Genomic DNA, 19,904 nt, shown 5'->3' on the forward strand with positions numbered 1-19,904 from the left:
TGATTAAAGCCGGCCCTAGGGCCGGCTTTTTTTATGAGTAGAATAAGCGCGGTTTTTCGTGCGACGTGTTTCCGGGGAGTTGAGATGCATTTGTTCAGGGGCGTTGCTGCCGCCGCGGCAGTGGGGTTGGGGTTGTTTGTGCCGGTCGCGCAGGCCGATACGGTGTTTCTCGACGATGGAAGTCGAATCAACGGCAAGATCGTGTCGTTGTCGTCGGACGAAGTGGTCATTGATCCGGCGTTCACGGATACGCTGACCATCGAGCGTGCGCGTCTATCGGGTTTGACCAGCGACGAGGCGGTCGAGGTGATGCTGGCGAGCGGCAAGACAACCCGTGCACGGTTGTCTTATGATGAGCAGAGCGGCGCTCAGGTTGTTCAGGCCGACAGCGACGATACGAACGGCGCGCTCGCGCTCGACGACGTAAGCCAGATTGCGCCCAAGGTGGTTGCCGCACAGCAGGACGACGACGAGTACGCGCTGCCGGAATCCGACAGTCTGCCGCCCGAAGATGCCGACTACTGGTCGGGCAACGTCGAGCTCGGCCTGAACGGTCGCTCCGGCAATACTGATACCAGCGCCTGGCGCACCAAGCTGTCCGCGCTGCGCGATACGGGCGATACGCGTCTGTCGCTGTCAGCGACCGCTGACCGAGAGGAAGAAGACGACGAGACGACGGCCGAGGAGTATCTCGGCAATGCACGGTTCGAGTACGATCTGACCCAGCGTCTGTTCTGGTTCCTGCAGCAGGAGCTGGAGCGCGACGAGTTCGAGGATATCGATCTGCGCTCGCGCAGCCTGATCGGCCCCGGCTATTTTCTGGCCCGACGCGATCGCCTGACATTCAAGGTCCGTAGTGGTATTGGTCACCAATACGAGCGTTACACCAGTGGCGGCAGCAGCCACGAGGCGATCTTCTCGGCGGGTTGGGACTACGCCCAGCTGGTCGGTGAATGGCTCAAGTTGACTCACGATTTCACGATCTATCCCGAGGTGACGAACAGCCCGAGCGAAAACTTCATCCTCGAATCCGCGCTGGGCGTCGAGGTGCCGATTGCCAATAGCGACGCCTGGCATCTTCGGGCAGGGCTGGAACACCAGTACAACAACAACCCGGAGCCGGGTGTCGAGGACCTCGATACCACCTACAACCTCGGCGTGGTGCGCGGCTTTTAGGGGCGCTCTGCACAAACGGTCACCGACTCAAAAAGGCCGCGTCTACGTTGCCAGGCTTGACCTGCCAACAATGCGGGCGCTGAACGCCTTGCCGCAGCATCTGTGAGGACGCGAAGGCGACCCGCGAGAGGTTATGCAGAGCTTCGCTAGTCGTCGGCCGCGTCGGCCTCGACCTGTACGAGGTAGGGCGCGGCCGTATCGATGCGCAGGACGCTGAGCTGGCCACCCCAGGCGGCGCCGGTATCGATGCCCCATACCCGGTGTTCCGGCCAGGCGACCTGTTCGAGCGCCGACCAGTGGCCGAACACGATGCGCTCTCCGGCCGCCGCACGGCGTGGCCAGGCGAACCAGGGCACCAGCGCCGGTGGCGCATCGGCCAGGGTTTTCTTGTAGTCCATGTCCAACCCACCGTCGGGCCGGATGAAGCGCTGGCGCGTGAGCGCGTTGGCGATATAGCGCAGGCGTTCCAGGCCGCGAAGTGCCGGCGACCAGTGGGTGGGGGTATCGCCATAGAGGCCGGCCAGGAACTCGACGTGGGCCGGGCCGCGTAGCGCAGCCTCAAGCTCGTGCGCGTGTTCCCGGGCATCGGCCACGGTCCACTCGGGGGGGATGCCGGCATGGACCATCGTCCAGTCCAGGCTGGGGTCTTGATGCAAGAGCGGGCGATGACGCAGCCAGGCAAGCAGTTCATCGCGGTCGGGCGCCTCGAGCACCTCGCGCAAGCCCGGCTTGGCCTTGTCGAGCGCATCCCGGCGCTGCGCCAGGGCAAGCAGGCTCAGATCATGATTGCCGAGCACCGTGATGGCGTGCTCGCCGAGGGCGCGCACGCGCCGTAACACGCCGAGCGAATCCGGCCCCCGATTGACCAGATCGCCGACGAACCAGAAGCGCGGGTCGTCGTGCTCGGTACGCAGCCGCTCGAGCAGCCGGTCCAGCGTCGACGCCGCGCCGTGAATGTCACCGATACAGAATATGGCCACGAGGCATGTCCTTGTCGCAAAGGCTTGTGAGTGATCCAGCGCCGGGTGGCTGGCGGTGCACGCGCTGTGCAGCGCCACGCCTGTCCCGTGCGCGGCGCCCGCGCGCAGACGCGCAAGCGTGTCGTCAGCGTGAAGGATCGACTATTTTAAGCCGTAGCCGCAACACGGCCGAAATCCATCCGGCGCGGGTCGCCCGCACGCAGGCCGCGACGATACGTGCCGCGACAATCAATTCGAAAGCCGTGATGCCGATACATGAAGACAGGTATGCGGCCCGCGGTAGCGAAGCGCTCGCCGCTGAGGCCTCGAACGGGGTTTGCCGGCGCCAAGGGAATAATCCGGCTCGGCCGCGGCGCTGTGCCCGACGCGAGGCTAACGAGCTGAATAAAAAGGATCACGGTCTGCTAATGTGGGTTTCAAGGGCAATTGGAGAACCCGGTCGTAACGCCCGAGTGCGCAGTTGCTTGCGAGCGTTCGCGTCTGTGCGTACGCGCGCTTCGATTACGCCTGCAAGGACGCTTGCGCGCCGTACGCATCCGGTCTGTGTGATCCCGTGGATAAGCCGCCATGCAGAACGGTGCGTGCATGGAGCGGCAGGCGGGGCCGAACGGGGCCCGCATGGACGTACCAGCGCGACGCCTGCAGGCAGGCGTTGACAGGTGGGCTTGGACTCGAGGATGAATAACGCATGAAGACCGCTGCGCCCAAAGAGAAGCCGGCCAAATCGACGCCGCGGACCGCGCTGTATGCACTGGCCGCGCTCTGTGTGATTCTGATCGGCTACGCCGGATTGCGCACGCTGGAACTGGCGAGTACGGCGCGGGCCGATATGCTCGCAGACGCCGAAGCGGCGGTCGTATCCGAAACGGCCGGGCATATACGCCAGGATCGCGTCCCCACTCGCCTGATTGAGGCCGCCGAAACCCTGCTGGCCGACCCGGCGCTGCGGTTGAACTATGTCACCGTGCGCAACGCCGGTGACGCCACGCTGGTGTCGCGCGGCAGGTTTTCGAACCGGTTCGAATTCTTGGGCCCCGATATCGCACGCACGCTGCGTGCCTGGGACTATCGCCTGGAATCGACGCAGACGACAGTACCCTTGTCTGCCGCAGGTCAGGCCGGCGCGGTGGGGTCGGCCGAGTTCGGCGTGAGCTGGTTTGCCGTACTGGGCCATGCCGGTGTGGGTATGGTGATCTGGGTTATCGTCCTGCTGGCCGGTATCGTCGGCCTGGTGGGTGCTCTGGTGGCCGCCCGTGCCGCGCCGCGGGACGTCTTCGCTCACGCCGAGACCGAGCCGGTGCCCACGCCTGCAGCGGCGAACACGCCTGCCGTAGAGCCGGCGAAAAGACAGCGCGCGGGAAAGACGGCTTCGTCGCGCCTGTTTCGACGCGGGGCCAGGAAAGATACCGACAACGAATTCGAACCCATCGTAGCCGCGACACCGTCGGCGCGGGCATCAGAGCCCGTCCCTGCAGGTGCGCCCGGGCCCGTCCCGGCGGCCGAGCCCACGCCTGAGCCGAAGCCAAAGCAGACGTCTGAGCCGAAGCCGACGCCCGAGCCGAAGCGGTCGGCGAGTCCGGCCAGCACCGCGGCTCCGGCCCGTACGCCAGCCCAGCCGCAGCAGTCGCAGGCCGGGCATACTGAAAAGACTGTAGCCCCGGCGGCATCCGTTCCCGACGACACGCGCCCCCGGTCCAGGCCGAAAACCCCGGCTGCGCCGGGGGCGCAAACCCAGGCACAGACCAAGGCCCCGGCGCCGGCGCGTCCAGCGATTGCCCCGGCCGAGGCCGAACTGCATGCGCCGCGTCTGGACGCGGAGCCGCAGCTGGGCGATGCCACCCTGGATCTGCGTTTCTATCCAATCTGGCGCGACAGTAACCGCGAAGTTCTGGCCGGGGCCTGTGCGGCCCTCGCATGGCGGCGCCCCGATACCCGGCTGGTGGATGCCGATACCCTGACGCGGCTGGCCGAACAGAAGGGCGCGCTGCGGGCATTCACCCAATGGATCGCACGGCGGTTTTCGTTGTTGCACAGCAACTGGCGAACGCTGGAAATCAACACGGTGCCGATCGTGCTGCCCATTCCGAGCGCGATGCTGGCCTTCGCCGATGCCGAGGCGGTATGGCGGGATACGCTACGCCGAACCGATCGCGACCCCAACGATCTGATTCTGCGCCTGACCAGCGCCCGCTCTCACCGCGGTGCGCATGCCTCGCTACCGGTACGGCGTGCCTTGACGCTGGTCGGCCACGACAAGCCGGTGCCGGCCGACTGTGACGTCGCCTGTATCGACCCGGAGCAGGTCGGCCCGGACATCGAAGCCTGGTTTGCACGTGTCGAGCAGCTCAAATCACCGGTGCTTCTGGGCCCGCTGACCGATCCGGAGCCCTATGCGCGCTTGATCAATCACGAGCGCGTGCTCTGGTTCAGTGACGATGCCCAGGCGCTGTGTTCGCCGCGCGAGTTCGCCCGCCTGCTGACACGCTGCAGTACCCGGCCGATCTAGCTCGGCCAATTCATCGGCCCGCGCCCGCGCGGCGGAAATTGCCGGTTCAGAGCTCGCCGGCGTTGTCCTTGTCGGCGTGGGCACGGTTGGCAAGACGGGCGAAATCGGCTGCGGCAAGGCGTTCGGGTCGCAGCATCGGATCGATATCGCAGGCTTCGATCGCCGCAGCATCGAGAAAACCGCCCACGGCATTGCGCAGCGTCTTGCGCCGCTGACTGAAAGCCGCCGTCACCAGCCGGTCGAACAAGGCCGGATCGTGGATTTCGAAATCCGGCGCCCGTGGCGTGATGCGCACCACCGACGACATCACTTTCGGCGGCGGATTGAAGGCCCCCGGGCCCACGTCGAACAACGCCTCGGCCCGGGCCCGGGCGGCCACGGAGACGGTCAGTCGGCCATAGTCGCGGCTACCGGGGGCGGCCGTCATGCGATCCACCACTTCCTTTTGCAGCATGAAATGCATGTCCACGATCGGCGCGGTGCTGCCCAGCAGCGCGAACAGCAGCGGCGAGGAAATGTTGTAGGGCAGGTTGCCAACCAGTCGCAGTGGCCCACGGCGCTCGGCCAGGGCGGCGTAGTCGATACGCAGTGCGTCGCCTGCGATGACCTCCAGACGCGGGTCGCGGGTGGCCCGGGCTTCGAGTTCGGCAATGAGGTCGCGGTCGATCTCGATGACGCTCAGCCGCTCGACCTGTTCGAGCAGGGGCGTGGTCAGCGCCCCCTGGCCGGGGCCGATTTCCACCAGGGCATCGTCCGTGGCCGGCGCGAGCATGCTCACGATACGGTCGATCACGCCGCGTTCGTGCAAGAAATGCTGTCCAAATCGTTTACGGGCCATGGCAGAGCTCTTCGAGGACGGTCAACGGGCAGGGCGGCGTTCGTACGCCGCACGGTCGATTCTATCGAGCGGGTAATAAGCGGCGACGGGGCCGCTGGCGGCAACGGCCGCCGTGGTTCATCGAGCGTGGGCTGGCGAAAGTCCGTTCATCGTGCACGGCCACTGCTGTGAACGGCAGCGGCCATGTGCAGGGCGGTATCGATGGCAGCCTGCAGACTGCCGCAATCCACCGCATCGCTGCCGGCCAGATCAACGGCCGTGCCGTGGTCGACCGAGGTGCGAACGATGGGCAGGCCCAGGCTGATGTTCACCGTGCGGCCAAAGCCCAGGTGCTTGATCACGGGCAGGCCCTGATCGTGATACATCGCGACCACCGCATCGGCGCCGGCCAGCCGATGCGGGGTGAACAGCGTATCGGCCGGTAGCGGCCCCACCAGGTCGAGGCCGCGTGCGCGCTCGGCTTCGAGCACCGGCGTGATGACCTCGATCTCTTCGCGACCGAGATAGCCGTCTTCACCGGCATGCGGGTTCAGCCCGGCCACGAGAAGCCTCGGCCGGGCGATACCGAAGCGCTCGCGCAGGCCGGTTTCAGTCACGCGCAGGGTGTGGGTCAACGACTCGCGGGTCAGCGCGGCCGGTACATGGGCGAGGGGAATATGCACGCTCGCCAAAGCAACGCGCAGCGCGCCATCGTCGGTGGCCAGCATCATCACCGGCTCGTCGCTTGCACAGCGCTCAGCCAGATAGCCTGTGTGGCCGGAAAACACGATACCGGCCTCGTTGATCACCGCCTTGTGCACCGGCCCGGTCACCAGACCCGCGCAGCGCCCGTCTTGGCACAGGTCGACCGCGCGATCCAGGCAGTCGAGCACGTAGCGGGCGTTGGCGCAATCCAGCACGCCGGGTTTGGGGGTGTTCATGCATCGCAGCGGTTCGATGCCCAGCGTGCCGGCCGGCAGCGGCCGCGGCGGCGCGTCGTAGTCGATGGTCTCGAGCGTGAGCGCCAGCCCGAGCTGGGCAGCACGGGCCTGGAGCAGGTCCGGATCGGCCACGGCCACCAGCTGGGCCGACTGCTCGCGCTGGGCGATACGTACGGCCAGATCCGGGCCGATACCGGCGGGTTCGCCCGGAGTGAAGGCCAGGCGGGCAGTCGCGCTCAAGGGTGGCTAGCCACCGCCGGTGGCCTGATAGCCCGGCATGCGTACATCGACATAGGCTTCGTCGCGCAGCTTGCGCAGCCACAGCTCGCCTTCCTCGACCGACTTCTGTTCGCCCAGCGTACGCCGTACGCGGTCGCGAGCGGCTTCCTGGGTCTGGTCGCGCTGGCGCCGATCGGTGACCTTCAGGATCTCGTAGCCTTCGCCGGTCTGGAAGACCGGGCTGACCTCACCGGGCGACAGCGCTTCGAGCTGGCGCCGGGTGATCGGGTCGAGCCGCTGCTGTTCGGGCTGTACCCAGCCCAGGTCGCCGCCCTGGTTGGCGGTTGCCGTATCGTCGGAATACTCGCGCGCCAGCGCGGCGAAGTCGTCGCCGGCCTCGAGGCGCTCGCGAATCTGGCGGCCGAGTTCGCGGGTGCGTTCGGCGTCGCGAATTTCGTTGGGCTTGAGCAGGATATGGCGGGTCTGTACTTCCTGCACCATGACCTTGGGCTGATTCTGGGCGTCGCGGCCGCGCACGTCTTCCAGCTGCACCAGATGAAAGCCTTGGCTGTCGCGGAATACCTCGCTGGTCTCGCCGGGCGATAGCGAGGGCACCACGTCGCGGAAGGTGCGCGACAGATAGTTGCCCTGCATCCAGCCCATATCGCCACCGTCGAGCGCGTTCTCGCCCTTGGAATGGGACGCGGCCACGTCGGCGAAGTCGGCATCGCCGTCCACGATCTGCTCACGCAGTGCTTCCAGCTGGTCGCGGGTGGCTTCGATGGTGGCCGAATCCGCGCCCTCGCTTACCGGCAACAGGATATGGCGTACCCGATACTCACGATCCTGGGCGTTGCGCAGCGACTGATTTTCCAGGTAGCGGTCGACGTCCTCGTCGCTCACCGAGACCTTGGACATCACTTCCTGGCGACGCAGCTTGCTGACCAGAAGTTCTTCGCGCACCTGCTCGCGCAGCTGTTCCATGGTCATGCTGTCGGCGGCCACCGCACGCATGAACTGCTGCATGTCCATGTTGTTCTGCTGGGCGATACGGCCGATGCCGGCATCGATTTCCTGATCGCTGACTTCGATACCGCGCTCACGCGCGCGCTGGACCTGCAGGCGCTGCATGATCAGCTGATCGAGCACCTGCGAGCGCAGGATATTGGGCGGCATCTGGTCGGCGCGCCCGCCGGCGCGGGCACGAATACGCGCCACCGCCTCGTTGAGTTCGCTCTCCAGAATCACGCCATCGCCGACCACGGCCACGATTTCGTCCAGGGTCTGGGCGCTGGGCTGTGCGGGGGCGGCGTCGGCGCTGTCCGACGAGCGGCTCATCAGCGAGTAGTCGTCGGGAAAGCCCAGGCTCTGTGCCGATGCCGGCAGAGAGAGGAACGCCAGCGGCGTGATGGCGAGCGCTAGGCCCGTAGCGAGGAGATATCTCATGGGAAGCGGATGGTATCAAAAGAGCTGCTCGAACTGCGGCCACGGTTGTCGTCGTCGTAGACGTCATCGTCGACGAACGACTGGACGGTGTCGCCGAACTGGCCGAGGCCGTTGAGTACGAACTGGAACATGATGGCGGTATCCATGCTGCCGTCGTTGTCTGCCACATAGCGCCGCCAGGCCACACGCCCTGCCCAGCAGCAGGAGGGGCGGTATTCGAAGCCGGCCAGCGTCTCCACGTTTTGACTCTCCTCGAGCGAGTAGTTCCAACGTCCGAGTACGTCGAGGTTCTCGGTGACCGGTGCGCGCAGGCCGACCGCGGTCTGTTCCAGATCCTCGTAGGCGCCGGGCACCAGCGTGGTACGGGTGTTGTCGTCGTCGATACGGTCGACTACGCGCAGCGGCCGATAGTCGTTGTAGCGGCGATAGCCCAGATCGAGTTGATAGCCGGCATCGGTGCGATAGCTGGCCGTGGCAGAGGCGCGATTGACGCGGCTGTCGTCGGGGTCGTACTGCACCGTGGTACGGGCGGTGATGTGCTCGGTGGGGCGCAGCTCCAGGCCGGCCACATAGTCCGAACCGCGATCGCCGTAGCCGATTTCGCCGCTGGCGGGCATGTTCACGCGCAGATCCCGAAAGCCGGTGACACGACCGAAGTCGACCTTGGCCACGGTGCGCCCGCTCTCCGGCTCGATGAAACGCGAGGACACGCCCAGGGTGAGCTGGTTGGCGTCGCCGATACGATCCGAGCCGACAAAACGGTTATCCGAAAACAGGCGGTCGAAGTGCAGATCGGCCACGCCGGAATCGAAGATGGGGATATCCGACTGGTCCTCGTAAGCGGTGTACAGATACTGTGCGCGCGGCTCCAGCGTCTGTACCCAGCCATCGTTGAAGCTGCGCGCGAAGCGCAGCCCGCTGCCGAAGGTGAACTGGGGGATATCGCGGGTGATCACATCGTCGCCGCCGGTATCCGCGGGACTGAAGTTGTTGGCGTCGTCGAAATTGCGAAGCTGGTAGCGGGTTACGCGATAGGAGGCTTCGCTGTTGGCATACCAGCCGCCGCGATCCACGCCCCAGAGCAGGCGTGGGCGTGCTTCGGCGCGATAGGCATCGATATCGTCGTCGCGTTGAAAATTGCTGAACTCGGCGTCGAGTCCGGCACGTACGGGCGTGCTCGGGGTGAGCATTTCCAGGCGCGCCTGAGGCATGCGCTTGTAGGGCTCGTTGCTGAACGCCCGGTCGAGGTTGTCGTTGTCATCGTCGTAGTCGTCCAGGGTCTGGAAATCCTGGGCGAGCAGGGTGAAGCGCAGGCCGGTGTCCACCGCGGTCAGGCGCACGGCCTGTTCCAGCTGCGAGGTCGAGGTGCCGGCGAGATCGTTGCTGAGATCGTCGAAATACTGATCGTCGCTCACGCGCGTGTAATTGGCCTCGACACCCAGATGCGGGGTGAGCTGGCCAATATGCTCGAAGTGGAACAGCGCGCGATCGTCGTCGTATTCGTTATCGCTGGGCAGGTATTCGCCGTCGAATTCGCCGCGGTGGTGGGCATAGAGATAGCGTAGCTGGCCGCCCAGCTGCAGGCCCCGCTTGCCGAGTATGCGCGGCACGAGGGTGGCGTCGTAGTTGGGCGCCAGGTTGAAGTAGTAGGGCACGGCCAGTTCGAAGCCGGAATCGCTGGTACTGCCGATCGTCGGCGGCAGCACGCCGGTGTGGCGCCGGTTGTCGATCGGGAAATTCAGGTAGGGCGAATAGAACACCGGTACGCCATAGAAGCGCATGACCGTATCGAAGGCCTCGCCGCGGCCGCTGGTGCGATCCAGCTCGATACGGTTCGCCGACAGCAGCCAGGCCTTGGTTTCGCCGTCGCAGGTGGTGTAGTCGGCGTCGGTGAGCTCGAAACGCCCACCCCCCAGCGCGTTGACCGTGGCCGCCTGACCCCGGCCGCCGTTGGTCAGTATCGAATAGTTGGCCTGCTTGAACTCGCCGGTCTCGTCGTTGACCAGCACGTCGCCGCTGTCGGCGGTCAGGAAAACGCCGGGCCGATAATATTGCAGGCCGTCGCGTGCCTGGGCACGGCCGCTCTTGCGGTCGTAGCGCACGAACGGTGCTTCCAGGGCCTGGCCGTTGCGCTCGAGCCGGACATTGCCGGTGGCCTCGGCGACTTCGTCCTGCAGACTGGCCTGATCGGCGACGAGGGTGGAATCCGCGCTCGGTTCGGGCAGGGCGATGGGCGGCGTATCGACCGCACACCCCATCTCCGCGGCAATGCTAGGCTTGGGCGCCAGCGCGCCGACACAGATAACCGAAACGCCCAGCACCCACGGCGTCGCGGTCGGCAGGCGCAGCGCGAAACGACCCCGCTGCAACGCCGACTGGCGCTGCAGGCAGCCGGTATCGAAACGACCCGAACTGAAACGACCCAAACCGAAGCGACAATAGTGAACAGCGATACGAATCACGGCGGGATGTCTCACCCTTTGGCGTGGCGAAACGCGTGGCCCTGGCCACGGCGCGGCGCCGCAGAAAGCGGTTGTGTTCGCAAGCGAACCCCCAATGCCGCCCGATTATGCGCACCCGCTCGAATACCCGCAATAAAACAGGTCGCACCACGCGTCGGGGAGTCAGCCGCATGAACGGCAGCCAGGATTCCCGCAGGCACGCACTGGAAGCCTGGGTCGCGCAGCAACTCGAGGCCATGCCGAGCTGGACGGTCGCCTCCGCCGACGCCAGTTTCCGACGCTACTTCCGCGCCCGACTGGGCGAAGGCGAAGCCGAGCGCAGCTATATCGCCATGGATGCCCCGCCCGAACGCGAGGACAATCCCGCATTCGTACGCATCGCCGAACTCATGGCCGCCGCCGGCCTGAACGTGCCGCGGGTGCTGGCGGTCGACTACGAGCACGGCTTCATGCTGCTCAGCGATCTGGGCACGCGCACCTTTCTCGACGTGCTCGATGCCGACAACGCCGATGCCCTGTTCGGCGCGGCCACCGGTGCGCTCATCGATTGGCAGCAGGCCAGCCAGCCGGGTGTGCTGGCGAACTACGATCGCGCCACCCTGGGCACCGAGCTGGAACTGTTTCGCGACTGGTATCTGGCGCGCCATCTGCGCTACACGCCGACGGCTGAAGAACAGGCCGATATCGATCGCGCCTTCACTTTTCTGCTCGATGAAATCTGTGCCCAGCCAAAGGTTTACGTGCATCGCGACTACATGCCGCGCAATCTCATGGTCAGCCATCCGCTGCCGGGCGTGCTTGATTTTCAGGATGCTCGTTACGGGCCGGTGACCTACGACCTGGCCAGTCTGTTTCGCGATGCCTTCATCAGCTGGCCGGCCGATCGTATCGACGGCTGGGTTCGCCACTACTGGGACGCCGCCCGCGAGCGTCGTATCCCGGTCGGCGACGATTTCGAAGCGTTCAAGCGTGATCTCGCGCTCATGGGCGCACAGCGCCATCTCAAGGTGCTGGGCATCTTCGCGCGTATCGCCCACCGCGACGGCAAGCCGCGCTATCTCGCCGATACGCCGCGCTTCGTGCGCTATCTGGAGCCCGTGGTGGCGGCATACGAACCGTTGAACGGACTGGCCCCGCTGCTGGCGAAGTCCGCGCCATGAGCGCACCCATGAAAGCGATGATTCTGGCCGCCGGACGCGGCGAGCGCCTGCGCCCGCTCACCGACGAAACCCCCAAGCCGTTGATCGAGGTCGGGGCCCGCTCGTTGATCGGCCATCACCTGCATGCATTGGCAGCCGGCGGTTTCGAAGACGTGGTGATCAACGTCGCATATCGCGGCGAGCAGATCGTGGCCGCGCTCGGCGACGGCAGTGCCTGGGGGCTGCGCCTGCACTACAGTCGCGAAATACCCGGCGAACTGGATACCGGCGGCGGCATCCGCCAGGCCCTGCCGCTGCTGGGCGAGGCACCATTCGCGCTGATCAGCGCCGACGTGTTCACCGACTACGACTATGCCCGGCTGCAGGAACGCCACCATGCCGATGCGCACTGCGTGCTGGTCGATAACCCCGAACACCATGCACGGGGTGACTTCGGCCTCGTCGACGGCCGGCTGGTCGATCGCGACCCGCGGCTGACCTATGCCGGCATCGGTGTGTTTGATCCGCGGCGATTCGCCGCGCGCGATACGCAACGCTTTGCCTTATCCGTGGTCATACGCGAAGCGCTGGCCGAGGGCCGGGCCAGCGGCGAGCATCATCAGGGCGAATGGATCGACGTCGGCCGGCCCAGCGCGCTCGAGGCGGCCCGCCGCGCGGCCGAGCGTGGCTGAAGTCGAAAGCGCTGTTAGAATCCCGGGCCTGTCGCGCCGGTCACCGAGGGCGAATCGGGCCGACGCACCGTCAAGACAATGGAGAAGCCGCATGCCGGCGAGTATGTCGAACTCTTTGATCCGGATACTGTTTGCCGGGCTCGTGATTCTCGCGAGCGCGGGCTGTGCATCGAATGCGGTGGTCACGCCCAGCGCGCCCGACCAAAGCGTACTGGCGCCGGCGGAACAGGCGCTGGCCAAGGCACGCGCGGCCGATGCCGACACCTTTGCGCCACGTGCGGTCGATGCTTCGCGACGCCGTATTTCCACCGCCCGCGATATTCTCTACAGCGCGGCGCGTGCCAATCGCGAACTCAACGACACCGAACGCGCCCGGGTCGAGGCGCTGGTAGCAGCGGCCGAGCTGGATGCCCGTTCGGCGTTGACCCAGACCCAGGCAAAGGCGGTACAGACCAAGCTGGCCGAGCTGCAGGGCCAGCTCGACGGTTCGGCCGCGAACGCGACGGAGGGTGCGCGATGAACAAGTCCTGGATGATCGCGCTCAGCCTGGCCCCTTTCATCGCCGGCTGTTCCGTATTCGAAAGCAACGTGGTGCCGCCGGGCCCGGCGCTCACCGGTGTCAATGCACAGAACGCCGCGCTGCAGAGCCAGATCAAGCGCGTGCGGGACGGCGAAGCACGCTTTGCGCCGCTGGACAACGCCCGCGAGGCGCTTACTGCTGCCGAAGCACAGCCGGACGTCGAGCAATACGCGGCCAACGAACTGGCCGGGGCGCGCAGCGCGCTCGAAGAGGCCGAGCAGGGCTGGCAGGGGCTCGCCAACAAGCAGCGTCCGGCCGATGCCAAGCTGGTGGCAGTAGCCGAACAGGCCCATCGGGCACGGCGTCTGGCCGAAATCGCCCGCTATACCGCGGTACGCGAAATCAATCTCGAAAAGCTGATCGCGGTCAACGACGAGCTCAAGGCGCGCGGCGAGCGCTCGGCGCCCGCCTCGGGCAGTGCGCCGGCCGCCGGCGCGGGCGAAGTACAGCCGGTATCGCCGGCCGATCGCAAGCTGGTCGGACAACAGGTGGTGCCGGACCGCTTCGGCGATGTCTCGTTCGAAACCGGTACGGCGCGCATGAAGGCCGAATCCCAGGCCGCCGTGCGCCAGCTTGCCGACCTGCTCAAGGCGCATCCGACCGTGGGCGTGGCCATCTTTGGCCACACCGACAGCGTTGGCCCCGCGCCGGAATCCATCGACCGCTTCGTGGCGGCTAACCCCGGCCTGGACGAACAGGCCCCGACTCGCGAAGACAAGGTGCGCGCCTTCAACCTTGCGTTGTCGGCCGCGCGGGCACGGGCCGTGGCCCAGCAGCTGGTGGAAAACGGTGTTCCGGCACGGCGTATTGGCGCCCGTGGTTTCGGGGATACCCAGCCGGTGGCCTCCAACGACACCGCCGAGGGGCGGCGCGCCAACCGCCGTATCGAAGCCGTGATCGTACCGGGTCCCGACAGCCCCGAAGCCCGCAGCGCGCGCTCGGGCTCCTAGGCTGGGAAAGCGAAGGACGACGCGCGCTTCGTGCGTGCGCCGTCCGGCCGTCTACTGCAGGCTGCGGATCACGCCGACCGCGATGCCTTCCAGGGCCAGCGACTCGCGTTCGGTATCGACCACGATATCGGCATAGTCCGGGTTTTCGGCCTGTAGGCGTGCGGTCTGCCCATCGCGGGCAAACCGTTTGACCGTGACTTCATCATCGACCCGGAACACGGCCACCTGGCCGTTGCGCACTTCGCTGGCCTGGGACACGGCCAGCAGATCGCCATCGAAAATGCCCACGCCGATCATGCTGTCGCCGCTGACGCGCAGCAGGTAATCGGGCCGGCGCGAAAACAGCGCCGAATCGACCTCGCAATGACGTTCCACATGCTCCACCGCGAGCAGCGGCGCGCCCGCAGCCACGCGCCCGATCACCGCCAGATTGAGCGTATGCGCCGCAGCGGCTTCGCTGCGCTCGGGCGTGTCGTCGGCCGCGGTCAGGCGGATACCACGGCTCAGGCGAGCGTTGAGTTCGATAAAACCCTTGCGCTCGAGCGTACGCAGATGCGCCTGGGCCGCGTTCGCCGAGGCAAATCCGAGGGCTTCGGCGATCTCGGCCCGGGTGGGCGGCGTATGGCGTTCGGCGATCGTGTCCCGGATGAAGGCGTAGACGCGCCGCTGTTTTTCGGTGAGCTCGTTCATCGTGTAAGGATATCCAGTTGCCGTGCCCGCGCGCAATCAAAAGCGCGCAGGAAACGCGTTTGACGCGCTGCAACACGAGCGTTAATCTATACACATGCTGCAACGCAGCAAACGAAAAGAAATTAATTGTGAGAGGGCCAACATGAAGATTCAGGAAATCGTTTCGGATGTCCGTAATCGCGTCGGTACGGTAGGGCGCAATTACCAGGATGCGTTCAAGGCTTATTTCGACGCGCAGCGTCAGGCTGTAGGGGTTGTGACCAAGAACGGTCAGACGCTTGCCAATACCGAAATCGGCGCCGCCAAGAACGTGTTTGCTGCAGCCAAGTCGAGCTTCGACAAGGCGCGCAAGGACGGCGTGCGCAAGGTCGCCAACAACCCGCAGGCCTATGTGCCCAACGGCCGCGACCAGATCGTGTCGGCCTACAAGGACACCATCGATCTGCTGGTGCAGACCACCAACGAGTTGAGCAACGTGTTCACCAGCGGCTACAAGTCGGTCGTCGGCAAGCTCTCCGGCGAAACGAAGAAGGCGTCGACCACGCGTAAGCGTGCTGCCTCGAGCAGCCGCAAGACGGCGAATGCCACGGCCGGCAAGAGCACGAGTGCCAAGAAGAGCACGTCGGGCCAGACCACGGCTACCAAGCGCAAGACGACCTCGACGCGCAAGAGCACGGCCAGTGCATCGAACGCCAAGTCCGGCACGAGCACCACGCGCAAGCGCAGCACCGCCAAGAAGGCGAGCGCACCGGCGCCGTCGAACAGCGCCGAGGCCACGCCCGGCAGCACCGACAGCAGCGCCTCGTAAGCCAACGCTGGTTAGCGAGCGCTAGCGCAACGAAAAAGCCCGGCTTCGGCCGGGCTTTTTTGTGCCTGCTATAGCACGGCCCCGGCCATAGCCGGGCGCTCAATCGAACAAGGGCTTACTTGCGTATGCAAGACACGGCTGGCTGCATGCGCAAGGAAAATATCATCCGCGAATGAACGCGAAGAAACGCGAATGAAGTCAGCAGGCAGACAGGTCCAGGGCGTGTGATGAGCCCTTCAAGCCTTGTGCGCCGTTTGCCCAATTACAAGAAGATTCCTGGCTCTGGATAACGTCCAGCATGCAGCGGGGACACTAGTCCACCCGGCCTTCGAGCGCTCTGTCTTCCGCCTTATTCGCGTTTCTTCGCGTTCATTTGCGGACAACCCGCTTTGCCAAGCCGGCCACCTGGCAAGAGAAGGCTCACGCGGACGGCGCATCCTTAGCGCGTTCGATCATCGTGTATGCCGAGTGATTGTGGATCGATGAGGAGTCGGCTGATTCAGCGACGCCAGAGCAGGGCTCCCGCGGCTTGTCCGCGGGATGCGATCGCTGATGTCAGCCGGACTTCGAATCGAACGAAGGCTTAGCCGGTGGAGCGATCCTTATCGTGTTCGATCATCGCGTAGGCCGAATGATTGTGAATCGATGAGGAGTCGGCATTCTCGGCAACTTGAGCAGGGTTCCCGCCGCTTGTCGGCGGGATGCGCTTGCCGATGTATGCCGGACTTCGAATCGACCGAAGCCTCAGCCGGTCGGCCGATCCTTGTCGTGTTCGATCATCGCGTAGGCCGAGTGATTGTGAATCGATGAGGAGTCGGCTGATTCAGCGACGACAGAGCAGGGTTCCCGCGGCTTGGCCGCGGGATGCGATCGCTGATGTCAGCCGGACTTCGAATCGAACGAAGGCTTAGCCGGTCGGCCGATCCTTGTCGTGTTCGATCATCGCGTAGGCCGAATGGTTGTGAATCGATTCGAAGTTCTCCGACTCCACAACGTAATACCGAAAACGCGGGTCGTCGTTCAGGCACTGTGCGACATCGCGCACCACGTCTTCGACAAACTTCGGGTTCTCGTAGGCGCGTTCGGTCACGGACTTTTCGTCCACGCGCTTGAGAATGCCGTAAAGCTCGGATGATGCCTGGGATTCCGCGATTTCGATGAGCTCTTCCAGCCAGAAGAATTCGGTCGCGCGTACGCGGATGGTGATCAGCGAGCGCTGGTTATGGGCGCCGTAGTCGGAAATATCCTTGGAGCAGGGGCACAGGGTGGTCACCGGCACCTTCACTTCGACATACAGATCGGTACGCTCGCCGCGCTGGTCGCCGATGAAGGTGACGTTATAGTCCATCACGCCTTTTTCCCGGGTCACCGGCGCGTACTTGTCGATGAAGTAGGGGAAGCTCATCTCGATATGGCCGTTGTCGGCTTCGAGACGCTCGGTCATCTCACCGAGCATGGCCCGGAACGAATCGACGGTAATCTGGTGCTCGTGCGCGTTGAGGATCTGCACGAAGCGGGACATGTGCGTGCCCTTGAAGTGGTGCGGCAGGTTCACGTACATGCCGAAGGTGGCCACCGTGCTCTGGTGGCCGCCCACGCGCTGCTCGATCGATACCGGGTGGCGTATGTCGCAGATCCCGACCTTGTTGATCGCCAGATGACGCTGATCGGCTCGGCTCTGGACATCCTCGATCTCGGCACCGGTACGCGCATTGTCGCGCGCGTTGGAAGCGGTGTTCTTGCTGGCGCCCTGCGCCTTGGCCACGGTACTCATCGTGTTGGTTCCAGTCAGGCGAATCGGCCGCCGAGCCGATCCAAAGCGCGCCATGTTAGCGCGCGCGGACTCGGCCCACAAAGCGGCTGTGTCTGATTGATGGGGTCGATCCGCGCCCTTGCAAGACGCGCCTAGCCCGGCGGCCAGGAGAAGTCGCGCCCACCCAGAATATGCACATGCAGGTGGAATACGCTCTGGCCCACGGCCTCGCCGTTATTGACCACCAGGCGAAAGGCTTCGCCGTAGCCTTCGTTCCTGGCGACCTGACGCGCGGTCAGCAGCAGGTGGCCGAGCAGGGCCTGGTCGTCGGCTTGCGCGTTGACGAGCATGTCGATGGGCTTTTTCGGGATCACCAGGATATGCATCGGCGCCTGCGCGTTGATATCGCGAAACGCCAGGCACTGGTCGTCTTCGTGGACGATATCGGCATCGATCTCGCGATTGATGATCTTGGAAAATATGGTTTCGCTCATGGGTGAATCCGGGTTGGGTGAACCATTGCGCGTCGAGGCATTGTGTCAGAAGCGATCGTGCAATTCCTGATAGTGGCGCAAGGGCCCCGCATGGGGTTAACGTCAGCGATGCGAGCGACGCCGCCAGCGGCATCGCTGAGGACGATATCCAGACCAGGACAAAGCAATAATGAACTATCTCGTGACCGGCGCGACCGGTTTCATCGGTCGTTTCCTTGTCGAAAAGCTTCTGGCACGGCGCAATGCGACCGTGTACGTGCTGATGCGTCGTGCCAGCGCCGATCGTTATGCCGGCCTGTGCGAGCGGCTGGGGGTGGGCGAGGACCGCCTGATTCCGGTCTGGGGCGATATCACCAAGCGCGGGGTGATCGATCGCGAAGCGCTCGAGCATCTGGCCGGCAGCATCGATCATGTCTTCCATCTGGCCGCGGTCTACGACATGAACATGACCGACGCCCAGGCCGACAAGGTCAACAACGAGGGCACGGCGAATATCGTGGCGCTTGCCGGCGCGCTGGCCAATGAATCCGGCAGTAAGCCGTGCTTTCATCATGTGTCGTCGGTGGCAGTGGCCGGTGCCGACTACGAAGGCCTGTTCACCGACGAGATGTTCGACGAGGGCCAGCATGTTCGCCACCCCTACTACCGGACCAAGTTCCAGTCCGAGGCGATCGTGCGCGAGCACTGCAAGGTGCCGTGGCGGGTGTATCGGCCGGGCATGGTGGTCGGGCATTCCGAGACCGGCGAAATGGACAAGATCGACGGTCCGTATTACTTCTTCAAGCCGATCAAGCGCATCCGCGACAACGTGCCCAAGTGGATGCCGCTACTCGGCATCGAAGGCGGCCAGATGCCGGTCGCGCCGGTGGACTATGTCGTCGATGCCATGGTGCATATCGCCCACAAGCGCAATCTCGACGGCCGCGCGTTCTTTCTGATCCAGAACGAGCCGCCCACCGCCGGCGAGATGCTGCGTATCTTCATGCGCGCAGCCCACGGCCCCGATATCGTACGCAGCCTGCCCACCCACGAATGGCCGGCAAATATCGAGCACCAGCTCAAGCGTCTGGCCGGCAATATTCCCAAGGCCGAATGGCTGGAAAAGCGTATTTCCAAACGTATTGGCGTGCCGCTGTCGATTCTGGGCTATGTCAACAATCGCGCCGTTTTCGAGGACGTGAATACCCAGGCTGCGCTCAAGGGCAGCGGTATCCATTGCCCGCGCCTGGAAGACTATGCGGAGACGCTATGGTGCTACTGGGAAATGCATATGGACTGCGATTTCCATGTGCCCGAGAAGCTGCTTCGCCGCATGCAGGACAAGGTGGTGGTGATCACCGGCGCCTCCAGCGGTATCGGTTTCATGACCGCCAAGAAGCTCGCCCGGGCGGGGGCGACGGTATGCATGATCGCGCGCACGCCGGACAAGCTCGAAGAAACGCGGGCCATCGTGGACAAGATCGGGCTCGGCAACGCCTATGCCTATCCCTGTGATCTAAGCGACATGGAAGCCATCGATGCCTGCACGAAGCAGATCCTGGCCGACCATCATCACGTCGATATTCTCATCAACAACGCCGGGCATTCGATCCGCCGCGGCGTGTTCGAGTCGCTCAATCGCTTCCACGACTACGAACGCACGATGCAGCTGAACTACTTCGGCGCCATCCGCATGATCTTCGACTTCCTGCCGGCGATGGCGAAACGGCGTACCGGGCATATCATCAATATCTCCAGTATCGGCTGTCTGACCAACGTGCCGCGTTTTTCGGCCTATGTGGCCTCCAAATCCGCGCTGGATGCGTTTTCGCGCTGTCTGTCGCCGGAGGTGGCCTCGCGCAATATCGATCTGACCACGATCTACATGCCGCTGGTGCGTACGCCCATGATCGCGCCCACCAAGCTCTACGACTACGTGCCCACGCTCACCCCGGAACAGGCCGCCGACATGATCGTGTGCGCGATTCTGGAAAAGCCCAAGCGCATCGCTTCGCCGCTGGGTACCACCGCCCAGATCAGCTATGCCCTCTGGCCGAAGGTGAACGACTTCGTGCTGCACAAGGCGTTTCACATGTTCCCGTCCTCCAAGGCCGCCCGGGGCGGGCGTTCGTCCGAGGACGAAAAGCCCAATATCCCGGGCCGGGTGCTCGCGGCACTGTTGCCGGGGCCCTACTGGTAGCCCGAACGTAAAAAAGCCGCCCTCGGGCGGCTTTCTTTATCGGCGCTGGCCTCTCGCGAGAGAGGGCCACGG

General features: G+C 64.7%; 16 protein-coding genes. 8 read left to right on the plus strand and 8 right to left on the minus strand.

Annotated elements, in window-relative coordinates; genetic code table 11:
* Nucleotides 1–84: 84 nt before the first annotated feature.
* Complete coding sequence (locus tag CMN27_RS10405; RefSeq protein WP_293626245.1) at nt 85–1,176, plus strand: DUF481 domain-containing protein; 1,092 nt, start codon at nt 85–87, stop codon at nt 1,174–1,176.
* A gap of 146 nt (nt 1,177–1,322) precedes the next feature.
* Here CMN27_RS10405 and CMN27_RS10410 read toward each other — a convergent pair whose 3' ends face one another.
* The gene (locus CMN27_RS10410; RefSeq protein ID WP_293626246.1) at nt 1,323–2,156 is read right to left on the minus strand and encodes a symmetrical bis(5'-nucleosyl)-tetraphosphatase; all 834 of its coding nucleotides are present in this window, start codon (nt 2,154–2,156) and stop codon (nt 1,323–1,325) included.
* A gap of 688 nt (nt 2,157–2,844) precedes the next feature.
* Between CMN27_RS10410 and CMN27_RS10415 the strand changes: the two genes are divergently transcribed.
* Nucleotides 2,845–4,662 carry a hypothetical protein gene (locus CMN27_RS10415; protein ID WP_293626247.1) on the plus strand — a complete coding sequence of 606 codons (1,818 nt, stop codon included), beginning with the start codon at nt 2,845–2,847 and terminating at the stop codon, nt 4,660–4,662.
* Between the two features lie 46 nt (nt 4,663–4,708).
* Here CMN27_RS10415 and rsmA read toward each other — a convergent pair whose 3' ends face one another.
* The 4 genes from rsmA to CMN27_RS10435 form a co-directional block, all read right to left on the minus strand.
* Nucleotides 4,709–5,500, minus strand: coding sequence for a 16S rRNA (adenine(1518)-N(6)/adenine(1519)-N(6))-dimethyltransferase RsmA (rsmA, locus tag CMN27_RS10420; protein WP_293626248.1), 792 nt, complete (start codon nt 5,498–5,500; stop codon nt 4,709–4,711).
* A gap of 146 nt (nt 5,501–5,646) precedes the next feature.
* On the minus strand, nt 5,647–6,660 hold the full coding sequence (pdxA, locus tag CMN27_RS10425; protein ID WP_293626249.1) for a 4-hydroxythreonine-4-phosphate dehydrogenase PdxA: 1,014 nt from the start codon (nt 6,658–6,660) through the stop codon (nt 5,647–5,649).
* Between the two features lie 6 nt (nt 6,661–6,666).
* On the minus strand, nt 6,667–8,085 hold the full coding sequence (locus tag CMN27_RS10430; RefSeq protein ID WP_293626250.1) for a peptidylprolyl isomerase: 1,419 nt from the start codon (nt 8,083–8,085) through the stop codon (nt 6,667–6,669).
* A complete protein-coding gene (locus tag CMN27_RS10435) occupies nt 8,082–10,547 on the minus strand; it encodes an LPS-assembly protein LptD (RefSeq protein ID WP_293626251.1) in 2,466 nt (821 codons plus the stop codon). The genes CMN27_RS10430 and CMN27_RS10435 overlap by 4 nt, the downstream gene beginning before the upstream one ends.
* Before the next feature lie 170 nt (nt 10,548–10,717).
* On the opposite strand from CMN27_RS10435, the gene CMN27_RS10440 reads away from it, so the two are divergent.
* From CMN27_RS10440 to CMN27_RS10455, 4 genes are all read left to right on the plus strand, one after another.
* Nucleotides 10,718–11,707, plus strand: coding sequence for a phosphotransferase (locus CMN27_RS10440; protein ID WP_293626252.1), 990 nt, complete (start codon nt 10,718–10,720; stop codon nt 11,705–11,707).
* Nucleotides 11,704–12,378 carry an N-acetylmuramate alpha-1-phosphate uridylyltransferase MurU gene (gene murU / locus CMN27_RS10445; protein ID WP_293626253.1) on the plus strand — a complete coding sequence of 225 codons (675 nt, stop codon included), beginning with the start codon at nt 11,704–11,706 and terminating at the stop codon, nt 12,376–12,378. Before CMN27_RS10440 ends, murU begins: the two co-directional genes overlap by 4 nt.
* A gap of 91 nt (nt 12,379–12,469) precedes the next feature.
* A complete protein-coding gene (locus CMN27_RS10450; protein WP_293626254.1) occupies nt 12,470–12,898 on the plus strand; it encodes a hypothetical protein in 429 nt (142 codons plus the stop codon).
* A complete protein-coding gene (locus CMN27_RS10455) occupies nt 12,895–13,908 on the plus strand; it encodes an OmpA family protein (protein ID WP_293626255.1) in 1,014 nt (337 codons plus the stop codon). Before CMN27_RS10450 ends, CMN27_RS10455 begins: the two co-directional genes overlap by 4 nt.
* Before the next feature lie 51 nt (nt 13,909–13,959).
* Here CMN27_RS10455 and lexA read toward each other — a convergent pair whose 3' ends face one another.
* Nucleotides 13,960–14,598 (minus strand): transcriptional repressor LexA, encoded by a 639-nt coding sequence (gene lexA / locus CMN27_RS10460; RefSeq protein WP_293626256.1) that lies wholly within the window; start codon nt 14,596–14,598, stop codon nt 13,960–13,962.
* A 142-nt stretch (nt 14,599–14,740) separates the two neighbouring features.
* On the opposite strand from lexA, the gene CMN27_RS10465 reads away from it, so the two are divergent.
* A complete protein-coding gene (locus CMN27_RS10465; protein WP_293626258.1) occupies nt 14,741–15,406 on the plus strand; it encodes a hypothetical protein in 666 nt (221 codons plus the stop codon).
* A gap of 907 nt (nt 15,407–16,313) precedes the next feature.
* On the opposite strand, the gene folE2 is transcribed toward CMN27_RS10465, so the two are convergent.
* Nucleotides 16,314–17,180: a GTP cyclohydrolase FolE2 gene (gene folE2 / locus CMN27_RS10470; RefSeq protein WP_293626260.1), complete on the minus strand. Its 867-nt coding sequence runs from the start codon at nt 17,178–17,180 to the stop codon at nt 16,314–16,316.
* Nucleotides 17,181–17,311: 131 nt separating this feature from the next.
* Nucleotides 17,312–17,653 (minus strand): histidine triad nucleotide-binding protein, encoded by a 342-nt coding sequence (locus CMN27_RS10475; RefSeq protein WP_293626262.1) that lies wholly within the window; start codon nt 17,651–17,653, stop codon nt 17,312–17,314.
* Nucleotides 17,654–17,822: 169 nt separating this feature from the next.
* Here CMN27_RS10475 and CMN27_RS10480 point away from each other — a divergent pair, with 169 nt between their 5' ends.
* Nucleotides 17,823–19,832, plus strand: coding sequence for an SDR family oxidoreductase (locus tag CMN27_RS10480; protein WP_293626264.1), 2,010 nt, complete (start codon nt 17,823–17,825; stop codon nt 19,830–19,832).
* Nucleotides 19,833–19,904 lie beyond the last annotated feature (72 nt).

Source organism: Salinisphaera sp., assembly GCF_002729955.1.
Classification (GTDB): Bacteria; Pseudomonadota; Gammaproteobacteria; order Nevskiales; family Salinisphaeraceae; genus Salinisphaera.